We start from the raw sequence: 22,029 nt of genomic DNA, 5'->3' as shown, positions 1-22,029 counted from the left end.
ATTAAAGATTAAAAAGTAAATTAGAAGTCTCATGTACGCTATATTTTATAAAGAATGGATCAAGACACGGTGGTATTTTCTGCTTGCCGTAGTCACTACACTCGGTTTTACAGGCTACTGTATGCTTCGCATCAACCGGGTGATAGAAATGAAAGGCGCCGCGCATGTATGGGAAGTCATGATGCAGCGGGATGCCATATTCATCGATATGTTACAATACATCCCCCTGATTGCCGGAGTGCTGATGGCCATCGTGCAGTTTGTTCCCGAGATGCAGCGCAAATGTCTGAAACTGACTTTGCACCTGCCCTATCCCGAACTGAAAATGACCGGCAATATGTTGTTCTCCGGTTTGGTACTGTTGCTTGTCTGCTTCGCTTCCAACTTCCTTCTGATGGAGGTCTATCTGAGCGGAGTACTGGCTCACGAACTGAAGAATCATATACTGCTGACCGCCCTCACGTGGTATCTTGCCGGTATTTCCGGCTACCTGCTCATCGCATGGATCTGCCTCGAACCGGCATGGAAACGCAGAATCATCAATCTCATTATCACCGTATTGTTACTGCGAATCTTCTTCCTGTCGCCCACGCCGGAAGCTTATAACAAATTCCTCCCGTATCTGCTGGTCTATACGTTGCTGACCGCGTCTTTCTCCTGGCTCTCCATCGTACGGTTCAAAGCGGGAAAGCAGGACTAGGATAATGAAGAATGAAGAACTAAAAATGAAGAATTAAATAAAGATGAAACGTTTCAGTACCCTACTATTATATGTCACCATCGCCTTCCTGCTTCTCTGGCAGTTGCCTTGGTGTTACAACTTCTTTGTCGTAAAGCCGGAGAAGACTCCTTTCACTCTATATAGTTTCGTGATCGGCGATTTCGCCTTGATGGGACAGGAAGAGGGAAAAGGAACCGTACGTCGCGACGCTGCCGGAAACATTTATTCCGAAGCTGCTTTCGACAGTATTCTGCCTATGTTTTATTTCCGCCAGTTGATGTCCGACGAACGTTTTCCGGATACGATTAACGGGATAGCTGTCACTCCGAAGATCGTGCAGACGGAGAATTTCAATTTCCGCAGCGTACCTACGGATATCAACGCTCCTTCCATCGGTCTTTATCCTCTGTTGGAGTCGATGTCCGGGCGTGTAGACCTGAAGATGCCGGATGATGTTTTCCGCATTACTTCGCAAGGCATTGAGTTTATCGATATGGCTTCCAATAGCGTGAATGCAGAAAAAAGCCTCTTGTTTACAGAAGCTATGACCAAGAAGAATTTCCGCTTTCCGGCCATTGAGATCGCAGGAAACCCGACGGTGAAGAAGGAGTATGACGAAGGATACCTTCTGTTGGATGCCGACCGTCGTCTGTTCCATCTGAAACAGGTGAAAGGGCGTCCCTACGTTCGTGCTATCACTTTGCCGGAAGGATTAACATTAGAGCACCTTTATCTGACGGAATTCAGAAATAAAAAGACGCTTGCTTTCCTGACAGATATCAACAATGCTTTATATGTGCTGAAAAGCCGCACGTATGATGTGGTGAAAACAGGAGTTCCTGCATTCAATCCCGAAACGGACGCGCTGACCATCATTGGAAATATGTTCGACTGGACGGTACGGGTGACGAGTCCGTCTTCCGATAATTACTATGCTTTGAACGCGGATGATTATTCACTGATAAAGAAGCTGGAAAATAATTCGAATACTCATTATATGCCCGGCATCAGTTTCACTTCTTATACGGACAAGTATGTGATGCCGCGCTTTGAGTAATAACAGGAATAATAACTTTTAGGCACGGATTACACAGATTAACACGGTTTTAGCGTTGTGAAAGCATAAAGCTATCGTGTTAATCCGTATAATCCGTATCTTTTATTTCTAACATTCACAGAAAACAATAAAGAACCTTTCGCATTTATTCAACAAGAAACTGTACCTTTGCAAGCATGAACATTATCCGATCCGCAATTGCCTCTGCGTTGAACACAAACAAATACGGTAGATAACAACACTAATTTAAAGCCGTATGAAAATTTGCAAGGCATGTACATTTCTGAGTTTCCTCATTATATTATTATACAGTTGTGCGCTTCCGCCTGAGGATGAAAAAGAGAGCCTTGAACCGGACAGTTCAACATCAGAACTTCCCTGGACAGGAGAAACCGAGAAATTCACGATTAATACCAAAGAAGGCGTACACTTGAATGATCCGCAGGAAGATGCAGGAACAGCATATATCACGATCCCCTCTTCTTCTGTAAGAAGCACCCGATGGGAATTCGGGGTACGGCTCACCTTTAATCCTTCCGCCAATAATTACGCCCGTTTCTATTTAGCCTCTTCATCGGAAATACTTTCCGGAGATCTGAACGGCTATTACATTCAGATAGGAGGAACAAAAGACAATGTAGCACTTTACCGGCAAAATGGGAATCAATCCAAATTATTGGCTTCGGGAAGAGAACTCATGAAAGGAAATAATTCTCCGAAATTATTTATCAAAGTAGAATGCGACGCCAACGGCTACTGGACTTTCTGGACACGCATGGAAACGGAAACCGAATATACGAAGGAGAAACAAATAAAAGACGCAAGTATCACAAAGTCAATCTGCTGCGGCATATACTGCGTTTATACAAAAAGCCGCTGTGACGGTTTCACTTTCCATCATATACAGTTGTCTGATGATGTAATAACAAGTACTGAACCGGACGACATACCGGACGTTCCGGATGAACCGGACAAGCCTGACACACCGGAATCGCCGGAATATCCTGACAATGTGAGAAATATGTTACTATTCAACGAAGTGATGTATGACAATGCCAAAGACGGTGCCGAATACATCGAATTCTATAATCCTGCTGATCAGGATATCACTGTAAAGTCTCTGCGTCTGTTTAAAATGAGAGCAACGGGAGAAATATTCAGTACCACAATACTCAAACAGGAAGATGAAAATACAAACCTTGTTATTCCCGGCAAAGGATATATTTGTTTTACTCACTCCGCAACTACACTGATCAGAAAGCATAAGGTTGACGGCAAAAGTATAACCGAAATATCCAAATTTCCGCAACTGAGCAACGACGGAGGTTACCTTGCCTTGGCAACTGATGAAGAACATCCCCGCACAATTGATACCTGCCGTTTCATAGACTGGATGCACGACACTTCAGTCACTACAGGCATTTCATTAGAGAAGATATCTCCTGAACTTCCCTCTCTCAACAAAAACTGGCACTCATCGAGAAATGATACAGGTGGCACACCCGGAATAAAAAACTCATAAGAAGGATGCATTTATTTGATAAATTCCCTACATTTGTACAATTTGTAGGAAAAGCATATTTGAATATATTCACCCGCGAACGAATTTTAAGCAACAGATATGAGTCCAATTATCTTATCTATTACTATCATAGCATACTTTATGATCCTTTTCGCTATCTCCTATATAGCAGGACATAAAGCAGATAACGAAGGCTTCTTCGTCGGCAACCGCAAATCGGCATGGTATATTGTCGCCTTTGCCATGATTGGTTCCACTATCTCCGGAGTTACGTTTGTATCCGTACCGGGTATGGTACAAGCCAGCGGCTTCTCCTACCTGCAGATGGTACTGGGATTTATCGTCGGACAGTTCATTATCGCATTCATACTCGTTCCGCTTTTCTACCGGATGAATCTGGTTTCTATCTATGAATATCTTGAAAATCGCTTCGGAGCTTCTTCCTATAAGACAGGAGCCTGGTTTTTCTTTATTTCCAAAATGCTCGGAGCTGCCGTGCGGCTCTTTTTAGTATGTCTGACCTTGCAATTACTCATCTTCGAGCCTTTCCATATTCCCTTTATAATCAATGTCATACTGACAGTACTCATTGTCTGGCTCTATACTTTCCGGGGAGGAGTGAAATCATTGATATGGACTGATGTACTGAAAACATTCTGTCTGGTAGTCTCCGTTGTACTTTGTATCTACTATATAGCTTCCAGCCTGCATCTGAATTTCAGCGGATTGGTCTCAACGATTTCAGACAGCGATCTCTCCAAAATGTTCTTTTTTGACGATGTCAACGACAAGCGATATTTCTTCAAGCAATTCCTGGCAGGCGTCTTTACCGTTATCGCCATGAACGGGCTGGATCAGGATATGATGCAACGGAATCTCAGTTGCAAGAACTTCCGTGACTCACAGAAGAATATGATTACAAGCGGGATTTCACAGTTCTTCGTGATCCTGCTCTTCCTGATGCTGGGTGTATTGCTCTATACTTTCACCGCCCGACAGGGAATCGAGAATCCCGGCAAGAGCGATGAATTGTTCCCAATGATCGCCACAGGCAATTACTTTCCGGGAATAGTCGGTATCCTGTTCATTATCGGATTGATAGCTTCGGCGTACTCCGCTGCCGGATCGGCCTTGACAGCCCTGACGACTTCTTTCACCGTAGATATTCTGAATGCGCACAAGAAAGACGAAGCGGCACTCTGCAAAATACGGAAACACGTGCACATCGGGATGACGTTCGTGATGGGAATCGTCATCTTCGTATTCAATTTGCTGAATAATACAAGTGTGATTGATGCGATTTATACGCTGGCCAGCTATACGTATGGTCCAATTCTCGGACTATTCGCTTTCGGCATTTTTACTAAAAAACAAGTTTATGATCCATATATTCCGTTAGTAGCCATTCTTTCTCCTGCACTTTGCTACGTATTGCAAAGAAATTCGGAAGCCTGGTTCGATGGATATCAAATTAGCTACGAGTTACTGATATTGAATGCCGCGTTTACTTTTCTGGGGCTTTGCCTGCTCATCAAAAGGAAATCGTCAGCCGCCCCTATCAACAGCTCTTTAATAAAAAAACATTAAAATGAAAAAGAAAATCAATTGCTTCATACCTTTTGGCAATCCGAAAGATACGATACAAACTGTAAAAGAATTGCAAGCTTCAGAATTAGTGAACAAAATCTACCTGCTAAGCGCTGATACCAACAAAGAGTGCTTACCGGGGTGTGAATGTCTCCTCATTAACGGTCTCTACTCTACAAGTACGATTAAAACAATTGCTGACAACGCAGATGATGCCAGCTATCTTTTGCTTTACACGAAACAGACCCCGCTAAAACTAGGATTGTACGCACTGGAACGCATGACACAGATTATACAGAGTTCCTCAGAAAATGCAATGGTATACGCAGATCATTACCAACTGGTTGACGGAGTTCTCAAACAAACTCCCGTTATTGATTATCAACAAGGAAGCCTCCGGGATGATTTTGATTTCGGTTCGGTGCTTTTATTCAATTCCGAAATTTTCACCCTTGCTTCAAGTATTCTGGAGGAAACAGTTTTCCAATATGCTGCATTTTATGAAATGCGTCTGATGCTAGGTAATCTATTTCAAATCATCCATATCAATGAGTTCCTTTACACAGAAATAGAAACAGATACCCGGAAAAGCGGAGAAAAACAATTCGACTACGTAAATCCTAAAAATCGGGAAGTACAGATCGAAATGGAGAAAGTTTGTATCAAGCATCTGAAAGAAATCAATGCCTATGTAAGACCTTCTTCCCGAACAGTAAACCTGGACAGAGAAGCTTTTGAGTTTGAAGCATCTGTCATCATACCTGTCCGTAATCGTATCCGGACCATTCGTGACGCCGTAAATTCTGCTTTGAGCCAGCAAACGACTTTTCCCTTTAATGTGATTGTGATCGACAATCACTCAACGGACGGTACCACCGAAGCCCTCCAGAAATTTAGTGCGGACAATAGACTAATACATATCATTCCCCAGGAGAATGATCTCGGTATAGGAGGTTGCTGGAATGTAGGAGTACACCATGAGAAATGCGGTAAATTTGCCGTGCAACTGGATAGCGATGACCTGTATAAGGATGAGCATACCTTACAGAAAATCGTCGATACCTTCTATCAGCAGAACTGTGCAATGGTGATAGGGACTTACCTAATGACGGATTTTCAGATGAACGAGATAGCTCCCGGTGTCATTGACCATAAAGAGTGGACAGTAGAGGACGGTCCCAACAATGCTTTACGTATCAATGGGTTGGGTGCCCCACGGGCCTTCTACACTCCCATCCTTCGCAAGATCAAATTCCCCAATACCAGTTATGGAGAAGATTATGCCATAGGTCTGAGTATTTCTCGTGAATATACGATCGGTCGTATTTATGATGTAATCTATCTTTGCCGCCGTTGGGAAGGCAACTCTGACGCAGCATTAGATATCGAAAAAATTAACCGGAACAATTTCTACAAAGACAGTATCCGAACCTGGGAGTTACAGGCAAGAATCCGGATGCACAGCATCGATGAAAGTTTTCAGCGTCTCGTCAACGAGATGATAGAAAAACAGAAAAAAGACTGGAAGCTGGCAAAAAAGAATTATAAGGAATTAGAACAGAATCTTAAAAAAGAAAAGACGCTGGAACTCAAACTAGGAGGGGACACCAAGAGAGTCAGATTCTTCCCAAATCCACAACGGGCAATCTCTACAATGGCCCAGACCGACTCTCAGTCCATACAAGAAAGACCTTGTTTTCTGTGCAATGACAATCGCCCGGCAGAACAAACGTCTTTGTCACTCGGACATTATGAGATATGCCTCAATCCCTATCCGATTTTCCGCCGGCATCTGACTATAATTGAAGAGGAACATACCCCGCAAACCATCAAAAACCGTTTTGAGGATATGCTTTTCCTTGCCGAAAACATGAACGAGTTCCTCATCTTATATAACGGACCGGAATGCGGAGCTTCCGCCCCTGACCATATGCACTTTCAGGCAGCAGGAAAAGAGGAAAAGATTGCCAATCCTTTTGGGATGACTTTCATATCGGACATGCTTAGTTCTGAAGATAGCGTACATAGTCATCTAGAAAACGGGTTCACCACGAGCATTGGCATTTCATCTCCAAACAGAAGAGGGATCATTGAAATGTTTGAGTATCTTTACGATAAGATAGTTTCTATTTATCATGACAAAGAACCTTTAATCAATGTGATTGCCTGGTATGGACTCGAAACAGTAAACCGCACTGGAGGCGATGAAATAAAACAGTGGAACTGTATTATTTTCCTACGTTCTAAACATCGGCCGGAATGTTATTATGCCCAAGGGAAAAAAGGCTTATTGATAAGCCCGGCTATTGCGGAGATGTGTGGCGTATTCCCCATTGTAAGAGAAGAAGATTTGGATAAGATAACAGCTAAAAAAATCACTCAGATTTACAAGGAGGTCAGTTTGTCACAGGAACAGTTAAAAGCACTCACCGATCAAACATCCTAGTAAAGAAGAAATGGAAGAACCTCAGATTACAGTCGGTATCCTTTCGGGAAAAGAAATTGAATTTTCTTTTCCCGAAAGCTTCACTACTCCTGACGGCACAAAGGTTTCAGGGGCACAAAAGGCTGTTTATCAAAAAGAAAAGATATACTGGTCAGGGAAAGAATACGATGAATTGATATTCTACCCTCAGCCAAATGCCGGGATCTTCTTTGAGCTAAAGGATGTCACCATCGGCATCAATTTTCATTGGGAACGCAAAGAAGTACAACGCTTCCAGGGAGCTTTGAAAATCATTGTCGAAGGAGAGACACTGACCGCCATCAATGTAATCTCTATAGAAGATTACCTGACAAGTGTCATCTCATCAGAAATGAGTGCCACCGCCTCTTTGGAACTACTGAAAGCGCATGCAGTCATTTCCAGAAGCTGGCTGATCAATAAATTGAGAGTGGAGAATGAAAAATGGAAAGCTACTATACAGCCGGACAGCGCAGCCAACTCTCCACTTTTCACTCTCCACTCTCAACTTATCAAATGGTATGATCATGAAGCGCATACGCATTTTGATGTTTGTGCGGATGATCATTGCCAGCGCTATCAGGGAATTACCCGTGCTTCTACTCCACAAGCTATCGAAGCTGTTTCAGCTACCCGTGGAAAGGTGCTGATGTATGAAGGAAAGATTTGCGATGCACGATTCTCCAAATGTTGTGGCGGTGCAATGGAAGAGTTTCAGAATTGTTGGGAGAATGTGAGGCATCCTTATCTGACCGGTAAACGGGATTACATACCGGAATCCCATGCTTCTGATTCGGAGAAACAAATAACAGGTCCGGCAATACAGCTTCCCGATCTGACGCAGGAAGAAGAAGCGGACCGATGGATACGAACTTCTCCGGATGCTTTTTGTAATACGCAGGATAAAAAGATTCTGAGTCAGGTTCTTAATAACTACGATCAGGAAACGACTGATTTCTACCGTTGGAAAATCAGTTATAGCCAACAGGAACTAGCTGAGTTAATCCATCAACGTTCGGGAATTGATTTCGGGGAAATCATAGACTTAATCCCTGTAGAGCGAGGAACTTCCGGACGCCTGATACGATTAAAGATAGTAGGTACTTTACGGACACTGACCATCGGAAAAGAATTAGAGATCCGACGTACATTGTCGCCTTCCCATCTTTATAGTTCAGCATTCCTTGTGGATAAGGAAAAAGGAGAAGAGGGAAATGTTCCAACCCGCTTTACACTGACCGGAGCCGGTTGGGGACACGGAGTAGGACTTTGTCAGATCGGTGCGGCAGTAATGGGAGAGCGAGGTTATTATTACAAAGATATTTTAGCTCACTATTATCCCGGAAGCAGACTTGAAAAACAATATGAATAACATCTGAGACTAATGCCATGATATCAACAAGAAATGCCAAGAACATAATACCAAGAAACAATCGAAATCCGTGGAGCTGGATTCCGACTCTTTATTTTGCGGAAGGACTGCCTTATGTGGCTGTGATGACGATTGCCGTTATCATGTACAAGCGCCTGGGATTGTCGAATACAGAAATAGCGCTCTATACTTCCTGGTTATATCTGCCTTGGACGATCAAACCATTATGGAGTCCTTTCGTAGATCTGGTCAAGACAAAGCGTTCCTGGATTATTGCCATGCAGGGTTTGATTGCTGCCGGTTTCGCCGGTATTGCCTTTTTTATCCCGACTCCACACTATGTGCAACTCACTCTGGCATTCTTTTGGCTGATGGCATTCAGTTCTGCCACGCATGACATTGCGGCTGACGGCTTTTATATGCTTGGCCTCAACAACAAAGAACAATCCTTCTTCGTAGGCATCAGAAACACTTGCTATCGTTTCGCCAATATCTTCGGGCAGGGAATCCTGGTTATGTTGGCAGGCTGGTTGGAAACATCGCATGGCAATGTTCCAATGGCCTGGAGCATCACTTTCTATCTGATGGCAGGATTATTCCTCGGACTGACACTATACCATCGCTTTATTCTCCCCCACCCTGCTTCAGATGTCAAAAGACCAGGGTTAACACCGGGTAAGTTACTGGAAGATTTCTTTAAGACATTCGTCACTTTCTTTGAGAAGAAAAACCTGGGACTTATGTTTTTCTTCCTGCTCACCTATCGGTTGGGAGAATCCCAACTTGCTAAAATAGCCTCTCCATTCTTATTGGATGGTGCCGAACAAGGCGGATTGGGATTATCAACCGCATCCGTCGGAGTCATTTATGGCACCATCGGCGTCGCCGCCCTACTGATAGGCGGCATCATCAGCGGTTTCCTCGTTTCCCGTGACGGTTTTAAGAAATGGATCATTCCCATGGCGCTGGCCATCAACCTCCCCGACCTTTTATATGTCTGGATGGCAGCAGCTACTCCGGACAACCTCCTGTTAATCTCCATTTGTGTAGCCATCGAACAGTTGGGATACGGCTTCGGCTTCACTGCTTATATGCTTTATCTGATTTATATTGCAGATGGTGAACACAAAACAGCTCATTATGCCATTGGAACAGGTTTTATGGCACTTGGCATGATGCTTCCGGGAATGCCGGCAGGATGGATACAGGAACATCTCGGATACACCAACTTCTTTATCTGGGTATGCGTATGCACCATTCCCGGCATCCTTGCTTCATGGATGATCCGCAATCGACTGGACAGTTCCTTCGGAAAAAAGAGATAAAATTGAATTACTTATAACTTAACACATTAAAAAGTAACAGTCATGAATGTAACAACAAGTAACAAACGCCTATTGGCACTCGATGTGATGCGGGGCATCACCATCGCAGGTATGATCTTAGTAAATACGCCCGGTTCCTGGCAACATGCGTATGCTCCCCTCAAACATGCCGAGTGGATTGGATTAACTCCTACCGATCTGGTATTCCCATTCTTTATGTTCATTATGGGAATCTCCACGTACATCTCTTTGAGAAAGTACAATTTCACCTTCAGTGTTCCCGCGGGTTTAAAAATTCTCAAACGGACCGTGATCATTTTCCTGATTGGAATTGGCATCAGCTGGCTTTCCATTCTCTGCTTCCAGCACGATCCCTTCCCTATCGACCAGATTCGCATTCTCGGAGTCATGCAACGGCTTGCTTTGGGATATGGAGTTACTGCCATAGTCGCTTTACTCATGAAGCATAAATATATACCTTATTTAATTGCTGTACTTCTCATCAGCTATTTTGCAATCCTTGCCCTCGGCAATGGATATGTCTACGACGAAACAAATATTCTTTCCATCGTCGACCGTGCAGTATTAGGACAAGCTCATATCTATGGCGGTCAGATACTTGATCCGGAAGGACTGCTTAGTACTATTTCAGCCATCGCCCACGTCCTAATCGGCTTCTGTGCCGGAAAGCTATTGATGGAAGTGAAAGATATTCATGAGAAGCTGGAACGTTTGTTCCTGATAGGTACCATCCTTACTTTCGCAGGTTTCTTACTGAGTTATGGCTCTCCTATCTGCAAGAAAGTATGGTCTCCTTCCTTCGTACTCGTAACCTGCGGTCTGGGTTCCAGTTTTCTGGCATTACTCGTATGGATCATTGACATTAAAGGTTATAAAAACTGGAGCCGTTTCTTCGAATCGTTTGGAGTAAATCCGCTATTTATTTATGTATTGGCAGATATTCTGGCGATTACGCTGGCAGTCATTCCTATGACCTACCAAGGTGAAGCGACTTCTTTACATGGCTATATTTACAGCGCACTCCTACAACCTGTCTTCGGAGATAAAGGAGGCTCGCTTGTATTTGCCCTGCTTTTTGTCCTTCTCAACTGGGCAATAGGCTACATTCTATATAAAAAGAAAATATACATTAAGATATGATACTCATTGCAGACAGTGGTTCTACCAAAACAGACTGGTGTGTCGTACTGAACGGCGCAGTTATCAAGCGACTTGGAACGAAAGGGATCAACCCTTTCTTCCAGTCGGAAGAAGAAATCCAACAGAAGCTGACAGCTTCCCTTCTGCCTCAACTGCCGGAAGGGAAATTCAATGCAGTTTACTTCTACGGAGCAGGTTGTACACCCGAGAAAGCTCCCGTCCTCCGACGGGCTATTGCAGACAGTCTGCCCGTTATCGGGAATATTAAAGCTAATTCGGATATGCTGGCTGCCGCCCACGGGCTATGTGGCCAGAAGGCTGGTATCGCCTGTATTTTGGGGACGGGGTCCAATTCTTGTTTTTACAATGGAAAAGAGATCGTCAGTAACATCTCTCCTCTCGGATTTATTTTGGGAGATGAAGGTAGCGGTGCCGTACTTGGAAAACTGCTGGTAGGAGATATTCTGAAAAATCAACTTCCTGCCACCTTGAAAGAAGAGTTTCTGAAGCAGTTCGATCTGACGCCTCCCGAAATCATCGACCGGGTTTATCGCCAGCCCTTTCCCAATCGTTTTTTGGCCAGTCTCTCTCCTTTTATCGCACAGCATTTGGAAGAACCGGCTATCCGCCAATTAGTTCTGAACAGCTTTATAGCTTTCTTTCGCAGGAATGTGATGCAGTATGATTACAAGCAATATCCGGTACACTTCATCGGATCGATAGCCTACTGTTACAAAGAGATTCTACAGGATGCTGCCCGACAAACAGGTATTCAGATAGGTAAGATTCTCCAAAGTCCGATGGAAGGATTGATTCAATATCATAGCCAATTATCATTCCATCCTTAATATAATAGAAGAAGAACATCCTAAAGACTAAAAGTATAATTAAAACTCTCCGGCATATCCGCAAGAGTTTTAATTATACTTTAAACTTTTAACGCTAACCGTTATGTAAAGAATGGATAGAATTAACGATTGCCTCTGTAAAACAAATGATCTACATCTCTACCAAGATACGGAATACCTTTCCCGGATCAGCTGCCCATTCTTTCATTGCCTCCAAAGCATCTTCCGGTTTTGCAATCTTTGAGATCAGTTCTTCTACCGGACACTTACCTTCTTTCATATAGTTGATTACCGCACGGAAATCAGCAGGCAATGCATTTCTGGAACCACGAATATCCAGTTCTTTCTGGACGAAATACTTGGTCTGAAAAGCGACTTCTTTTTTGGCGTAGCCAATACAAACCACACGACCGGTAAAGCCAACTTCATCCACAGCCATTACATAAGTCACAGGACTGCCGACAGCTTCAATCACGACATCAGCTCCAAACCCTGCGGTGATTTCCTGTATCCGCTCATGTACATTCTCTGTTTTAGAGTTTACTGCGTAAGACGCTCCCACTCTTTTGGCCAGTACCAGTTTTTCATCATCCAGATCGACCGCAATCACCGTCGCTCCTCTCAAGGCAGCACGTACAATAGCGCCAATCCCAATCATACCACAGCCAATCACCATCACATACTCATTATCGATGACCTGAGCACGGGAAACAGCATGAAATCCTACACTCATCGGCTCAATCAGAGCACAGTCACGGGATGAGATATTACCTGCCGGGATAATCTTCGTCCAAGGAAGCACGGCGTATTCGCACATCACTCCATTCCGTTGTACGCCTAATGTCTCATTATGCTCGCAGGCATTGACACGCCCGTTACGGCACGAAGCACATTTACCACAATTGGTATATGGGTTCAATGTTACATTCATCCCTTTCTCAAAGCCAGCCGGAACATCCGGACCGATCTCTTCAATCACTGCTCCTACTTCATGCCCCGGTATTACAGGGAGTTTCACCATCGGGTTACGCCCCAGAAAAGTGTTTAAATCGGAGCCACAGAAGCCGACATACTTGATTCTTACCAATACTTCACCGACACCGACGGCCGGCTTTTCCAGTTCAACCACCTTCATTTCGGAGGGGTTGACAATTTGAACTGCTTTCATTTTATTTGTTTGAGATAAATTTATTAATCAATTACTTTATAGCCCTTCCAACCGTAATAGGCACAAAACGCAAAACAAATCATCGGTATGCCATAAGCGACATAATAAATATGTTCATTAACGTGCATGAAGTACGCTGTCAACTGAGGAAGACAGGCATTACCGACAATTGCCATTACCAAAAAGGCCGAACCGCTCTTTGTCTGATTTCCGAGTCCTTTCAGTGCCAAAGAGAACTGTGTAGGATACATGATAGACATAAAGAAAGAGATGGCGAGCATCGCATACAGTCCGATCATTCCTCCCCATAGCATCACGACACCACACAAAAGGATATTCATCAAAGCATACACCAGCAACATATCCTGCGGACGGAACTTGACCATCAATCCCGTACCAATCCAGCGCCCTAGCAAGAAGGCCAGCATGTACAGTCCAAAGAAAGTGGTAGCCGTATCTTCCGGCAAACCGGCATAGGTGCAGCAGTAAACGAGAAACAGACTGTTGATAGCTGTTTGCCCACCATTATAAAAGAACTGCGCGATGACTCCCCAACGTAAATGCGAGCGTTTCAGCACATCGAAATCAATCAGTTTTTCTTTCTTTCCGGATGCAGGTTCCGCTCCTTCATCTCCAATCTTCGGCAATTTTGAGAAAACAAATACGACCGCTATCGCAAGAAGCAACAGAGCCAATATCAGATAAGGAAGTTTCATCGCATCCGTTTCCAGTTGTATATAAGCCTGCCAGCCTCCCGGATAATCAACAGGAAGCGTCTCGCGTGTATAATGGGTACCGCTTAGAATCAGCTTGCTCAGAAACATCGCTGCGATAAAAGCGCCTAGTCCATTGAAGGATTGCGCCAGATTCAATCGGCGCGGAGCCGTTTCGGGAGCTCCCAGCACGGTGACATAAGGATTGGCGGCTGTCTCCAGAAAACACATTCCGGTAGCGATAATGAAGAAGATGCAGAGATAAGCCCAATATTCTTTCAGCATGGCAGCAGGAAAGAACAGCAATCCGCCGACAGCTGCCAGCAACAGCCCGAAGATGATTCCCGCCTTATAGCTATAACGCTTCATGAACATAGCTATCGGGATAGGGAAAATAAAGTAAGCCAGCCAATAAGCGGTCTCCGTAAAAGAGGCCTCGAAGGTGTTCAGTTCACAGGTTTTCATCAACTGCCGGATCATTGTGGGAAGCAGATTGCTGCTGATCGCCCACAAGAAGAAAAGGCTGAAAACCAGTGCGAGAGGAATGGTATATGTATTCTTTTTCATGTGTACAGTGATTGTTTAGCGGTATAGTGGCTGTTTCCTTTCTATTCCGACATATTTTTAATGTATGGGAGTTCCGGAAGTTCTGCAAACCCGTAGAATTTCCGCGCATTCCCGCCCAGGAATAACGTTTTCTCCGCTTCCGACAATTCCGGGGATTTCACCACAAAGTCATAAGACATCTTATAAGTAATGGCTGTTATCGTGCGCGGATAGTCCGAGCCCCACATCAGTTTCTCCATACCAACCAGCTCTGCGGCTTCACGAATAGCCTTTATGGCACCTTTAAACGGATAAAACTCGTCATTGAACAGCCATGTGATACCACCGGACTCAATCATCACATTCGGATGACGTGCCAACTTAATCTGCTCTTTCCAATCCGGAAGAGTAACCATCCCGAAATGTCCGACAGCAATCTTCAATCGAGGACATTCCTGAATAATCTCTTCCATCTCCGGAACCTGTATCGCCCCCTCTGCCAAGTCGACTGACAAGATCACTCCCCGCTCTTCCATCCACCGGAACATCTGCATCATTTCAGGACAGTTCAACATTACCCGTCCCTCTTTCAGAAGTAAGCGCTGGGCAGGAATCTTAATCGCTTTAAATCCCTTCCCGATCAGTTTTTTCGCCTGTTCCAGATAGCCCGGCTTGCGAAACTCACACATTCCGCAAACAAAGAAACGGTCCGGATAGCGTGAAACAACCTCCATCAGATAATCGTTCTGAATGCCGTCTATAAATTCTTGTGTAATAACCGCAGCCGAGACTTGGGCATAATCCATATTGGACAGAAAAACTTCCGCACTATTCACCCCGTCAATCATAAAAGGAGGAACCATCTGCCGAATCTCCCCCATAAACAGGGAGCGTCCGTTCTCTAAAGTACGGATAGGAAAACCATCGACCACCGTATCTTGGCGAAGCCACAGATGGGCATGCGCATCAATAATCGTATAATCCATAGAATCGATCGTTTTTTAAGAGTTTGCCCAACTTACACGCTGCTGTTCTCCGATAATTTCCCGCACTTCACGCACGAGTTCCCAATCGACCGGTTCTTCAATAAAGCCGATATTTTTCTTCACATTCTCCGGATTAGTGGTGCTGAACAGGGTAGTCGCAATCTTTGGATTACTCACCGAGAATTGCATAGCGAGCTTTTCTATCGGATAATTCTTTGCTTTACAATGCTCCATCGCTTTGCGACAGGCATCTACCAATGGTTTGGGAGCCGGATGCCAGACCGGAACACCACGTTCGCTCAGCAAGCCCATCGAGAGAGGAGAAGCATTGATGACACCGATTTCTTTCGATTCGAAATAGTCAAGGAAGTCAGCCAATTTATCATCACACAGGCAATAGTGACAGAAGCTAAGAACAGATTCAATGGTACCGCTTGGCGAACGGTCTATCACCCATTTCAAGTTTTCGAGCTGCAAATCAGTGATTCCAACATGTCCTACCACTCCTTTCTCACGCAGTTCGACCAAAGCAGGCAATGTCTCATTAACCACCTGATTCAGGTCGGCAAACTCAATATCATGCACATTGATCAAATCAATGAAGTCAATATTCAGACGTTCCATACTTTCATATACACTCTCCGTCGCACGCTTTGCCGAGTAGTCCCATGTATTGACTCCGTCTTTGCCATAGCGTCCGACTTTCGTAGAAAGATAATAACGGTCGCGAGGAATATCCTTCAGCGCTTTGCCTAGAACAGTCTCTGCCTTATAATGTCCGTAATAAGGGGAAACATCGATAAAGTTCATTCCGGCTTCGATGGCTGTAAACACAGCCTGAATGCCTTCTTTTTCTTTTAAATCATGGAAAACTCCTCCCAGAGAGGAAGCTCCGAAGCTGAGAGACGATACTTTCATCCCTGTCTTTCCGATTTCATGGTATTGCATACGTATAGGGTTTTAAATTATTTTGTATGCGACAAAAGTAAGGGGTGAACCCTTCTCAACGGACAAGAGAGGGGCGAAAAAGCTACGTAACGGTTTACGTAAAAAATCTTTCTTTAAATGCGGAGATTTATCAGGGAATATGCTTTCTTTGCAGATAAATCTAAGTTGGAGACCTTCAGATGGAAAACCGGAAACATACTTCACTCAAAGACCTCGCCCAAGCATTAGGCGTATCCATCCCTACTGTATCCCGAGCACTGAAAGACAGCCCGGAAATCAGCCGTGAACTTTGCGCCAAAGCCAAGAAGCTGGCCAAAGAGATGAATTATCGTCCCAATCCTTTCGCTATGAGTCTGCGAAAGAATGCGCCGCGCATCATCGGAGTGATCGTTCCGGATATTGTCACTCATTTCTTTGCCTCCATTCTGAACGGGATAGAGAACATGGCGATCGATAACGGATATTTCGTCATTATCACGACATCGCACGAGTCTTTCGAGCATGAAAAAAGGAATATAGAGAATCTGGTCAATATGCGGGTAGAGGGGATTATCGCCTGCCTGTCTCAGGAAACAACTGACTTTTCTCATTTTGCCGCATTGAAAGAGATCAATATGCCGCTGATTCTGTTCGACCGTGTTTGCCTGACCGATCAATTCTCGTCAGTAATAGCAGACGGAGCACAATCCGCACAAATGGCTACCCAGCATCTGCTGGACAATGGAAGTAAACGGGTAGCTTTTATCGGCGGTGCCAATCATCTGGATATTGTAAAAAGAAGGAAGCACGGTTATCTGGAAGCCTTGCGCGATAATCGGATTCCGATTGAAAAGGAATTAGTTGTCTGCCGGAAAATTGATTATGAGGAAGGACAGATTGCTACGGAAACATTATTATCTCTCCCCCAGCCTCCCGATGCCATCCTTGCCATGAATGACACATTGGCTTTTGCCGCTATGGAAGTAATCAAAAGGCACGGACTTCGTATTCCCGACGATATCGCCATCATCGGATACACGGATGAGCAGCACGCCAATTATGTGGAACCCAAGCTATCTGCCGTATCGCATCAGACTTATAAGATGGGGGAAACAGCCTGTCAACTGCTGATTGATCAGATTAAGGGAGACAGGACGGTCAAGCAAGTGGTGATTCCGACACATTTGCAGATAAGGGAGAGCAGCATAAAAGAAAAATAAGTCCTGTATTTTATATCATTTACTTTTTACCGTTGATTTTTTATCCTCCTAATTAACTATATTTCATTTAGAAATAGTTATTTTTGTAGAAACAAACACTTTATGAAATCAAACTACACAATCTTTTTAATAGTACTATTCATTACATTAAATGCATGTCATAAATCTGATATTATCCCTCAACTCCAATTAGCAGATTCATTAATGCTTAGTAAACCTGATAGTGCTTTAAACTTATTAAGAAGTTTTTCTATTCAAGAAATACCCAGTAAATCAGCTAAAGCAATGTATGCATTGCTCTTAACACAAGCTTTAGATAAAAATTACATTCAACATCAAAATGACTCTATAATATCGATAGCAATCGACTACTATAAAAATAAAGATAACAACAATTTAAAAGCTAAATCATATTTTTATCTTGGAAGGGTATACCAAGATAATGAAGAATATGTAAAAGCAACAGAGGCGTATTTAACAGTTCTGAAATCTACCCCGACTGATAAAACCTTTATATTACAGGTTTACAATAATTTAGCGATGTGCTACGAAAATCAAGAATTTTATATTCAGGCAATAAAAACATATAAAGAATCTTATTCTACTGCTGAACTATTAAAAGATAAATATGGTATTCTTCATGCGACGCGAGGCTTAGGTAACATTTATGCAATACAAGACGATGAAGACAGCGCACTAACTTATTATCAAACATCCTTAGCCATAGCACAATCTATCAATGATTCCATATGGCAGACTGCCATATTATGTGATATAGCAAAAGTTTATGATAATTTAGGAATGCATATAGAAGCAAAAAAGAATATAGAACATGCATTAAAATATGCACCTTATAATACAAGTTTTTCTTCCATTTACTTTTGGAAAGGGATTATTTTACGCAATTTGGAAGAAACAGACTCTGCTATTTGTTATTTATCCAAAGCTAAAATCAATGCAGATATCTATGCAAAAGCATCTATCTACCAAACATTATACGAAATAGATAAAAAAAGAAAAAAATATGAGCAAGCTATTTTATACAATGATACAGCATTAGTTTATTATGATTCTATACAAAAGATGGTTCATCATACAGAGATTAATAGTCTCATAAAAAAACACTCTACAGAAATGTATGAACAGCGCGTAGAAAGTCAGTACCAAAAAGATAAAGCAGTATTAATCATTTGCATATTATTGACAATATCCTTTGCCATATTTATACTAATGTACATCAGCAACCGCAATAAAATAAAATACATATATCTACAGCAACTTCTTATGAAAAACCAAACAGAAAAAGCTGTATTAAAAGAAGAAATTAAAACAATATCACACACTAACAAAATTAACGAACAAAAGTACATAGATATAGTAAATAAAAGATTTGAATTATGGCATCAAAGCCTTCAAACATGTGTACGTCTATTCAAAACCACCACATCCTATAAGAAAATACAATTAATTGAAACATCTAAAATAAAAAGAGAAAAAGGAGTATCCCAAGAAGATATTTCATTAATTTATCAAGAAATAAATGAAGTTTTCACGGAAGCAATGCAGGAGCTTCTTAACCAATATCCAAATCTAACGCAGGAAGATCTCTATTACTGTATACTTAATTATCTTCAACTTTCTAATGATACTATCAAAAAATGTATGAGGGTTGAAAGTCAATATGCGCTCAACCAAAGAAAGTATCGCATAAGAAAGCAACTATCCAATCAAACTTTCTCTGTAATATTTGATCTTAAAAACGATAAAAGATAGTCCTGCAAAAGAAAGTGTTATCATTATCTCATTTTTGTTATATCAAAAACGCAACACCCTGATTATCAAGATCGATTATCTTTCATATTGTTATTTCATGTTATTGTTCCGCATACGCAAACATCGTAATTTTGCAACAAACCAATAACATAAAATCAATATGAAACGAAATCTACTTTTATTCTCTCTTATGGTTATTTGTTCAAATCTTATCTTTGCAATGCCATTAGATACAAGAAAACAAATCAAGATGAAGGTCAGAGTAAAGATAGAGCACCGCTCTGCAAATTTACCATCTCCTGTACAAGCCTATGTAAATAACTCATTATTAGAAATAGAATTCGAACATCCTAGCAATGATGTAACAATACTCATAATTAATTCAACTACCGGTGAAACAGTTTACTATGAAAAAACAACATCTTTCGAGAAAATCAAATTCATCAACTTAGATAAACACTACAAAACTACAGAATATACTCTTAAAGTATCCTCTCCTTTATGGGTAGCTGTAGGAGTAATTTCCATAGAATAATAAAGTTATGAAACGTACCAAATATTCTATATTTATCATACTGTTTGCATTACTTTGTCCTTCATGCAACTCTAGAAAAAAATCATCACATAATGACAGAGAGATAATTGCAGAATTAGGAGAAGAAGTACTTTATACTGATGAATTAAATACGATCATTAAACAAGAACTCTTTGACGAACTAAACAAAATTTATGAAATAAAGAAGAAGGCAGTTGAGCAATTAATAAACGTTAAGTTACTACAGAAAGAGGCTGATAAAAAACAACTATCTTATCAGCAATATATTGATAATTATACAGATAATCAAATCCAGCGATTGGGAATAGATTCTCTTTCAAAACGTTATAATCTGAAATCAATTATAGAATTTCGTGATGCTAATATGTATAATGTAGCCACAAACTCTCCCACTGGAAAGATATCAGGATTATATCGCTTGAAAGGATTTATTATAGATAATTTGCTGGATTCTTTAAAACAAAATAAAAGAATAGTGCAATATATTTATCCTCCTAAAAGTCCATCCATTGATTTAAGCAATCTGCACACTTATTATAGAGGAAATCTTCAATCAAAAGTATCTATTATCATTATATCTGATTTTGATTGCGAATCTTGTATTAATGCTCACAATCTATATGAAACAATATATCAAAAATACAAAGAAAAAGTCAAATTTGGCTATATCCACTATTCGGCAACACCAACTTTTGCCCAAATAGCAAGTGAAGCAGCCAATAGACAAAATAAGTTTTGGGAATTCCATGACTCATTATACACGCATAAAGGATACATAGATTCAATAACTGTATATAATATAGCACATAGTACATCCATGGATATTAACAAATTCAAGAAAGATATTGAAGATGATGCAGGGAAAAAATTAATTGAAAAATCGATAAATCAATTAGTACTACTCGGTGTTTATGCAACCCCAACAATTATCGTAAATGGACGTTTGATTGTTAATTCCAACTCAAAACGAGAGATTTGTCATCTTATTGACGAAGAACTATCAAAATAATTTTTATTTATCCACATTTATTAAAAACTGTATTATGAAAAAAGTTACTTTTTTTTGTTTCAGCATTTTATTAGCTTCTTGTTCTCTAAATGAAGAAGAAAGAGCGATGAGTGCAAGTGAAAACACACAATTATCTGACGAACTAGAAAGTGTAGTTGCTGATTACGAATTAACATTAAAAGGATATTCTTTTGATGAGTTAAACAAAGAGAAAGATGAATTAACTCCTACTACACAAGAAGAAACATGCGCGGAACCCGAATTAATCAAGGCTATCCAAGATTCATTAAACAAACTAATCTTAGCTTATGACAGTAAAACACGAACTGACACAAGAGCTTATGGCGGAAATGCCCCCAAAGTTGGAGTATTTAAGTATGGTACTTGCAGTGGTAATCGAGAATTTGTATACCGAATGGACTGTGAAGATGGAGGAGATACACATGCAACCGGCAATGTTGGTTCTACAACCGTTGATGGAAATGTAAGATTTAGATTTTGCTTAGTAGATCCAGGTAATTATGGTGGAGGTACTCTGATTTTATATGATTATGTATGGAATATCAATGAAGGTGATGTAGATCTTGTAAAGAGATATCATGACAATGAGGATCATAAAAATAAAAACAGCTTAGAGGATAACGGAGGTTTAGTATCCACTGGTTTATCTAATTTCGGGCATAATACAACTCTTTACTGGAGATTTAGTGACAAGCCTGCACAAAAATTAGGCTTTCAACATGGAGTTTTAAGAAAAGCTAGTTCAACACCTATTCCTAATGCAATAAACAGCATATACATAGACGACGAAAATGGAAAGAACGGAAATGAAGCTATCTTGTGGACATATAGAGCTATCAAGAATGGTCCAACAGGACCTCTTGTTCCACAAATATCTAGTCGTAATTTAAACGGTGAAACATTTAGGGGCATTACGACAGGCAATAACACAACTCCTTATACTTCCGTTCTTTAAACTCTCAAAACTTTAAGGTCAGAGATTAAAAAAACAGTTCCCACACTGCCTCACAGTCCAAAACAAACTCAAAGAACACAAAAAATCCGCAAAAAGCC

At 41.6% G+C, this 22,029-nt stretch carries 18 protein-coding genes; 14 read left to right on the top strand and 4 right to left on the bottom strand.

What is annotated here, in order from left to right:
* The first annotated feature begins 31 nt into the window (after positions 1-31).
* The 9 genes from NBH01_RS22815 to NBH01_RS22775 all read left to right on the top strand — a co-directional run bounded on the left by NBH01_RS22815 (position 32) and on the right by NBH01_RS22775 (position 12,057).
* Positions 32-700: a hypothetical protein gene (locus NBH01_RS22815; protein ID WP_016269740.1), complete on the top strand. Its 669-nt coding sequence runs from the start codon at positions 32-34 to the stop codon at positions 698-700.
* 43 nt (positions 701-743) lie between these two features.
* Positions 744-1,778 carry a DUF4857 domain-containing protein gene (locus NBH01_RS22810; protein ID WP_008767083.1) on the top strand — a complete coding sequence of 345 codons (1,035 nt, stop codon included), beginning with the start codon at positions 744-746 and terminating at the stop codon, positions 1,776-1,778.
* Positions 1,779-2,034: 256 nt separating this feature from the next.
* Positions 2,035-3,300 carry a lamin tail domain-containing protein gene (locus tag NBH01_RS22805; protein ID WP_008767084.1) on the top strand — a complete coding sequence of 422 codons (1,266 nt, stop codon included), beginning with the start codon at positions 2,035-2,037 and terminating at the stop codon, positions 3,298-3,300.
* A gap of 99 nt (positions 3,301-3,399) precedes the next feature.
* Positions 3,400-4,887 (top strand): sodium:solute symporter, encoded by a 1,488-nt coding sequence (locus NBH01_RS22800; RefSeq protein WP_234140560.1) that lies wholly within the window; start codon positions 3,400-3,402, stop codon positions 4,885-4,887.
* A 1-nt stretch (position 4,888) separates the two neighbouring features.
* Positions 4,889-7,333: a DUF4922 domain-containing protein gene (locus NBH01_RS22795; protein WP_072066876.1), complete on the top strand. Its 2,445-nt coding sequence runs from the start codon at positions 4,889-4,891 to the stop codon at positions 7,331-7,333.
* 10 nt (positions 7,334-7,343) lie between these two features.
* Positions 7,344-8,723 (top strand): SpoIID/LytB domain-containing protein, encoded by a 1,380-nt coding sequence (locus NBH01_RS22790; protein ID WP_225679935.1) that lies wholly within the window; start codon positions 7,344-7,346, stop codon positions 8,721-8,723.
* Positions 8,724-8,740: 17 nt separating this feature from the next.
* A complete protein-coding gene (locus tag NBH01_RS22785) occupies positions 8,741-10,048 on the top strand; it encodes an AmpG family muropeptide MFS transporter (RefSeq protein ID WP_008762567.1) in 1,308 nt (435 codons plus the stop codon).
* A gap of 42 nt (positions 10,049-10,090) precedes the next feature.
* Positions 10,091-11,209 (top strand): acyltransferase family protein, encoded by a 1,119-nt coding sequence (locus NBH01_RS22780; protein WP_008762566.1) that lies wholly within the window; start codon positions 10,091-10,093, stop codon positions 11,207-11,209.
* Positions 11,206-12,057, top strand: a complete 852-nt coding sequence (locus tag NBH01_RS22775) for an ATPase (RefSeq protein ID WP_196070747.1) — start codon at positions 11,206-11,208, stop codon at positions 12,055-12,057. The genes NBH01_RS22780 and NBH01_RS22775 overlap by 4 nt, the downstream gene beginning before the upstream one ends.
* A gap of 151 nt (positions 12,058-12,208) precedes the next feature.
* On the opposite strand, the gene NBH01_RS22770 is transcribed toward NBH01_RS22775, so the two are convergent.
* The 4 genes from NBH01_RS22770 to NBH01_RS22755 are packed head-to-tail and all read right to left on the bottom strand — an operon-like array spanning position 12,209 to position 16,418.
* Positions 12,209-13,225 carry a zinc-binding alcohol dehydrogenase family protein gene (locus NBH01_RS22770; protein ID WP_048696296.1) on the bottom strand — a complete coding sequence of 339 codons (1,017 nt, stop codon included), beginning with the start codon at positions 13,223-13,225 and terminating at the stop codon, positions 12,209-12,211.
* Positions 13,226-13,248: 23 nt separating this feature from the next.
* Positions 13,249-14,505: an L-fucose:H+ symporter permease gene (gene fucP / locus NBH01_RS22765; RefSeq protein WP_048696297.1), complete on the bottom strand. Its 1,257-nt coding sequence runs from the start codon at positions 14,503-14,505 to the stop codon at positions 13,249-13,251.
* 41 nt (positions 14,506-14,546) lie between these two features.
* Positions 14,547-15,470, bottom strand: a complete 924-nt coding sequence (locus NBH01_RS22760; protein WP_195439389.1) for an amidohydrolase family protein — start codon at positions 15,468-15,470, stop codon at positions 14,547-14,549.
* A gap of 15 nt (positions 15,471-15,485) precedes the next feature.
* A complete protein-coding gene (locus NBH01_RS22755; RefSeq protein WP_008762562.1) occupies positions 15,486-16,418 on the bottom strand; it encodes an aldo/keto reductase in 933 nt (310 codons plus the stop codon).
* Positions 16,419-16,597: 179 nt separating this feature from the next.
* On the opposite strand from NBH01_RS22755, the gene NBH01_RS22750 reads away from it, so the two are divergent.
* The 5 genes from NBH01_RS22750 (at position 16,598) to NBH01_RS22730 (ending at position 21,931) form a co-directional block, all read left to right on the top strand.
* Positions 16,598-17,617, top strand: coding sequence for a LacI family DNA-binding transcriptional regulator (locus NBH01_RS22750; protein ID WP_048696301.1), 1,020 nt, complete (start codon positions 16,598-16,600; stop codon positions 17,615-17,617).
* A 102-nt stretch (positions 17,618-17,719) separates the two neighbouring features.
* A complete protein-coding gene (locus NBH01_RS22745) occupies positions 17,720-19,390 on the top strand; it encodes a tetratricopeptide repeat protein (RefSeq protein ID WP_048696303.1) in 1,671 nt (556 codons plus the stop codon).
* A 160-nt stretch (positions 19,391-19,550) separates the two neighbouring features.
* Positions 19,551-19,925, top strand: a complete 375-nt coding sequence (locus NBH01_RS22740) for a DUF3244 domain-containing protein (protein WP_048696304.1) — start codon at positions 19,551-19,553, stop codon at positions 19,923-19,925.
* A 7-nt stretch (positions 19,926-19,932) separates the two neighbouring features.
* Positions 19,933-20,955 carry a DsbA family protein gene (locus tag NBH01_RS22735; RefSeq protein ID WP_048696306.1) on the top strand — a complete coding sequence of 341 codons (1,023 nt, stop codon included), beginning with the start codon at positions 19,933-19,935 and terminating at the stop codon, positions 20,953-20,955.
* A 34-nt stretch (positions 20,956-20,989) separates the two neighbouring features.
* Positions 20,990-21,931, top strand: coding sequence for a hypothetical protein (locus NBH01_RS22730; RefSeq protein ID WP_250700321.1), 942 nt, complete (start codon positions 20,990-20,992; stop codon positions 21,929-21,931).
* Positions 21,932-22,029 lie beyond the last annotated feature (98 nt).

It is taken from the genome of Bacteroides sp. B1-V-101 (genome assembly GCF_023656585.1).
Lineage (GTDB): Bacteria > Bacteroidota > Bacteroidia > Bacteroidales > Bacteroidaceae > Bacteroides > Bacteroides thetaiotaomicron.
Note: the sequence above shows the minus strand (reverse complement) of the source record. Positions and strands in the feature narration are given on the sequence as shown.

Bases quoted from the DNA above. Each gene is read 5' to 3' on its own strand.
- NBH01_RS22745 (WP_048696303.1), top strand. From the start codon at position 17,720: ATGAAATCAAACTACACAATCTTTTTAATAGTACTATTCATTACATTA.
- NBH01_RS22750 (WP_048696301.1), top strand. From the start codon at position 16,598: ATGGAAAACCGGAAACATACTTCACTCAAAGACCTCGCCCAAGCATTA.
- NBH01_RS22815 (WP_016269740.1), top strand. From the start codon at position 32: ATGTACGCTATATTTTATAAAGAATGGATCAAGACACGGTGGTATTTT.
- NBH01_RS22755 (WP_008762562.1), bottom strand. From the start codon at position 16,418: ATGCAATACCATGAAATCGGAAAGACAGGGATGAAAGTATCGTCTCTC.
- NBH01_RS22730 (WP_250700321.1), top strand. From the start codon at position 20,990: ATGAAAAAAGTTACTTTTTTTTGTTTCAGCATTTTATTAGCTTCTTGT.
- NBH01_RS22760 (WP_195439389.1), bottom strand. From the start codon at position 15,470: ATGGATTATACGATTATTGATGCGCATGCCCATCTGTGGCTTCGCCAA.
- NBH01_RS22775 (WP_196070747.1), top strand. From the start codon at position 11,206: ATGATACTCATTGCAGACAGTGGTTCTACCAAAACAGACTGGTGTGTC.
- NBH01_RS22805 (WP_008767084.1), top strand. From the start codon at position 2,035: ATGAAAATTTGCAAGGCATGTACATTTCTGAGTTTCCTCATTATATTA.
- NBH01_RS22770 (WP_048696296.1), bottom strand. From the start codon at position 13,225: ATGAAAGCAGTTCAAATTGTCAACCCCTCCGAAATGAAGGTGGTTGAA.
- NBH01_RS22795 (WP_072066876.1), top strand. From the start codon at position 4,889: ATGAAAAAGAAAATCAATTGCTTCATACCTTTTGGCAATCCGAAAGAT.
- NBH01_RS22810 (WP_008767083.1), top strand. From the start codon at position 744: ATGAAACGTTTCAGTACCCTACTATTATATGTCACCATCGCCTTCCTG.
- fucP (WP_048696297.1), bottom strand. From the start codon at position 14,505: ATGAAAAAGAATACATATACCATTCCTCTCGCACTGGTTTTCAGCCTT.
- NBH01_RS22740 (WP_048696304.1), top strand. From the start codon at position 19,551: ATGAAACGAAATCTACTTTTATTCTCTCTTATGGTTATTTGTTCAAAT.
- NBH01_RS22790 (WP_225679935.1), top strand. From the start codon at position 7,344: ATGGAAGAACCTCAGATTACAGTCGGTATCCTTTCGGGAAAAGAAATT.
- NBH01_RS22780 (WP_008762566.1), top strand. From the start codon at position 10,091: ATGAATGTAACAACAAGTAACAAACGCCTATTGGCACTCGATGTGATG.
- NBH01_RS22785 (WP_008762567.1), top strand. From the start codon at position 8,741: ATGATATCAACAAGAAATGCCAAGAACATAATACCAAGAAACAATCGA.
- NBH01_RS22800 (WP_234140560.1), top strand. From the start codon at position 3,400: ATGAGTCCAATTATCTTATCTATTACTATCATAGCATACTTTATGATC.
- NBH01_RS22735 (WP_048696306.1), top strand. From the start codon at position 19,933: ATGAAACGTACCAAATATTCTATATTTATCATACTGTTTGCATTACTT.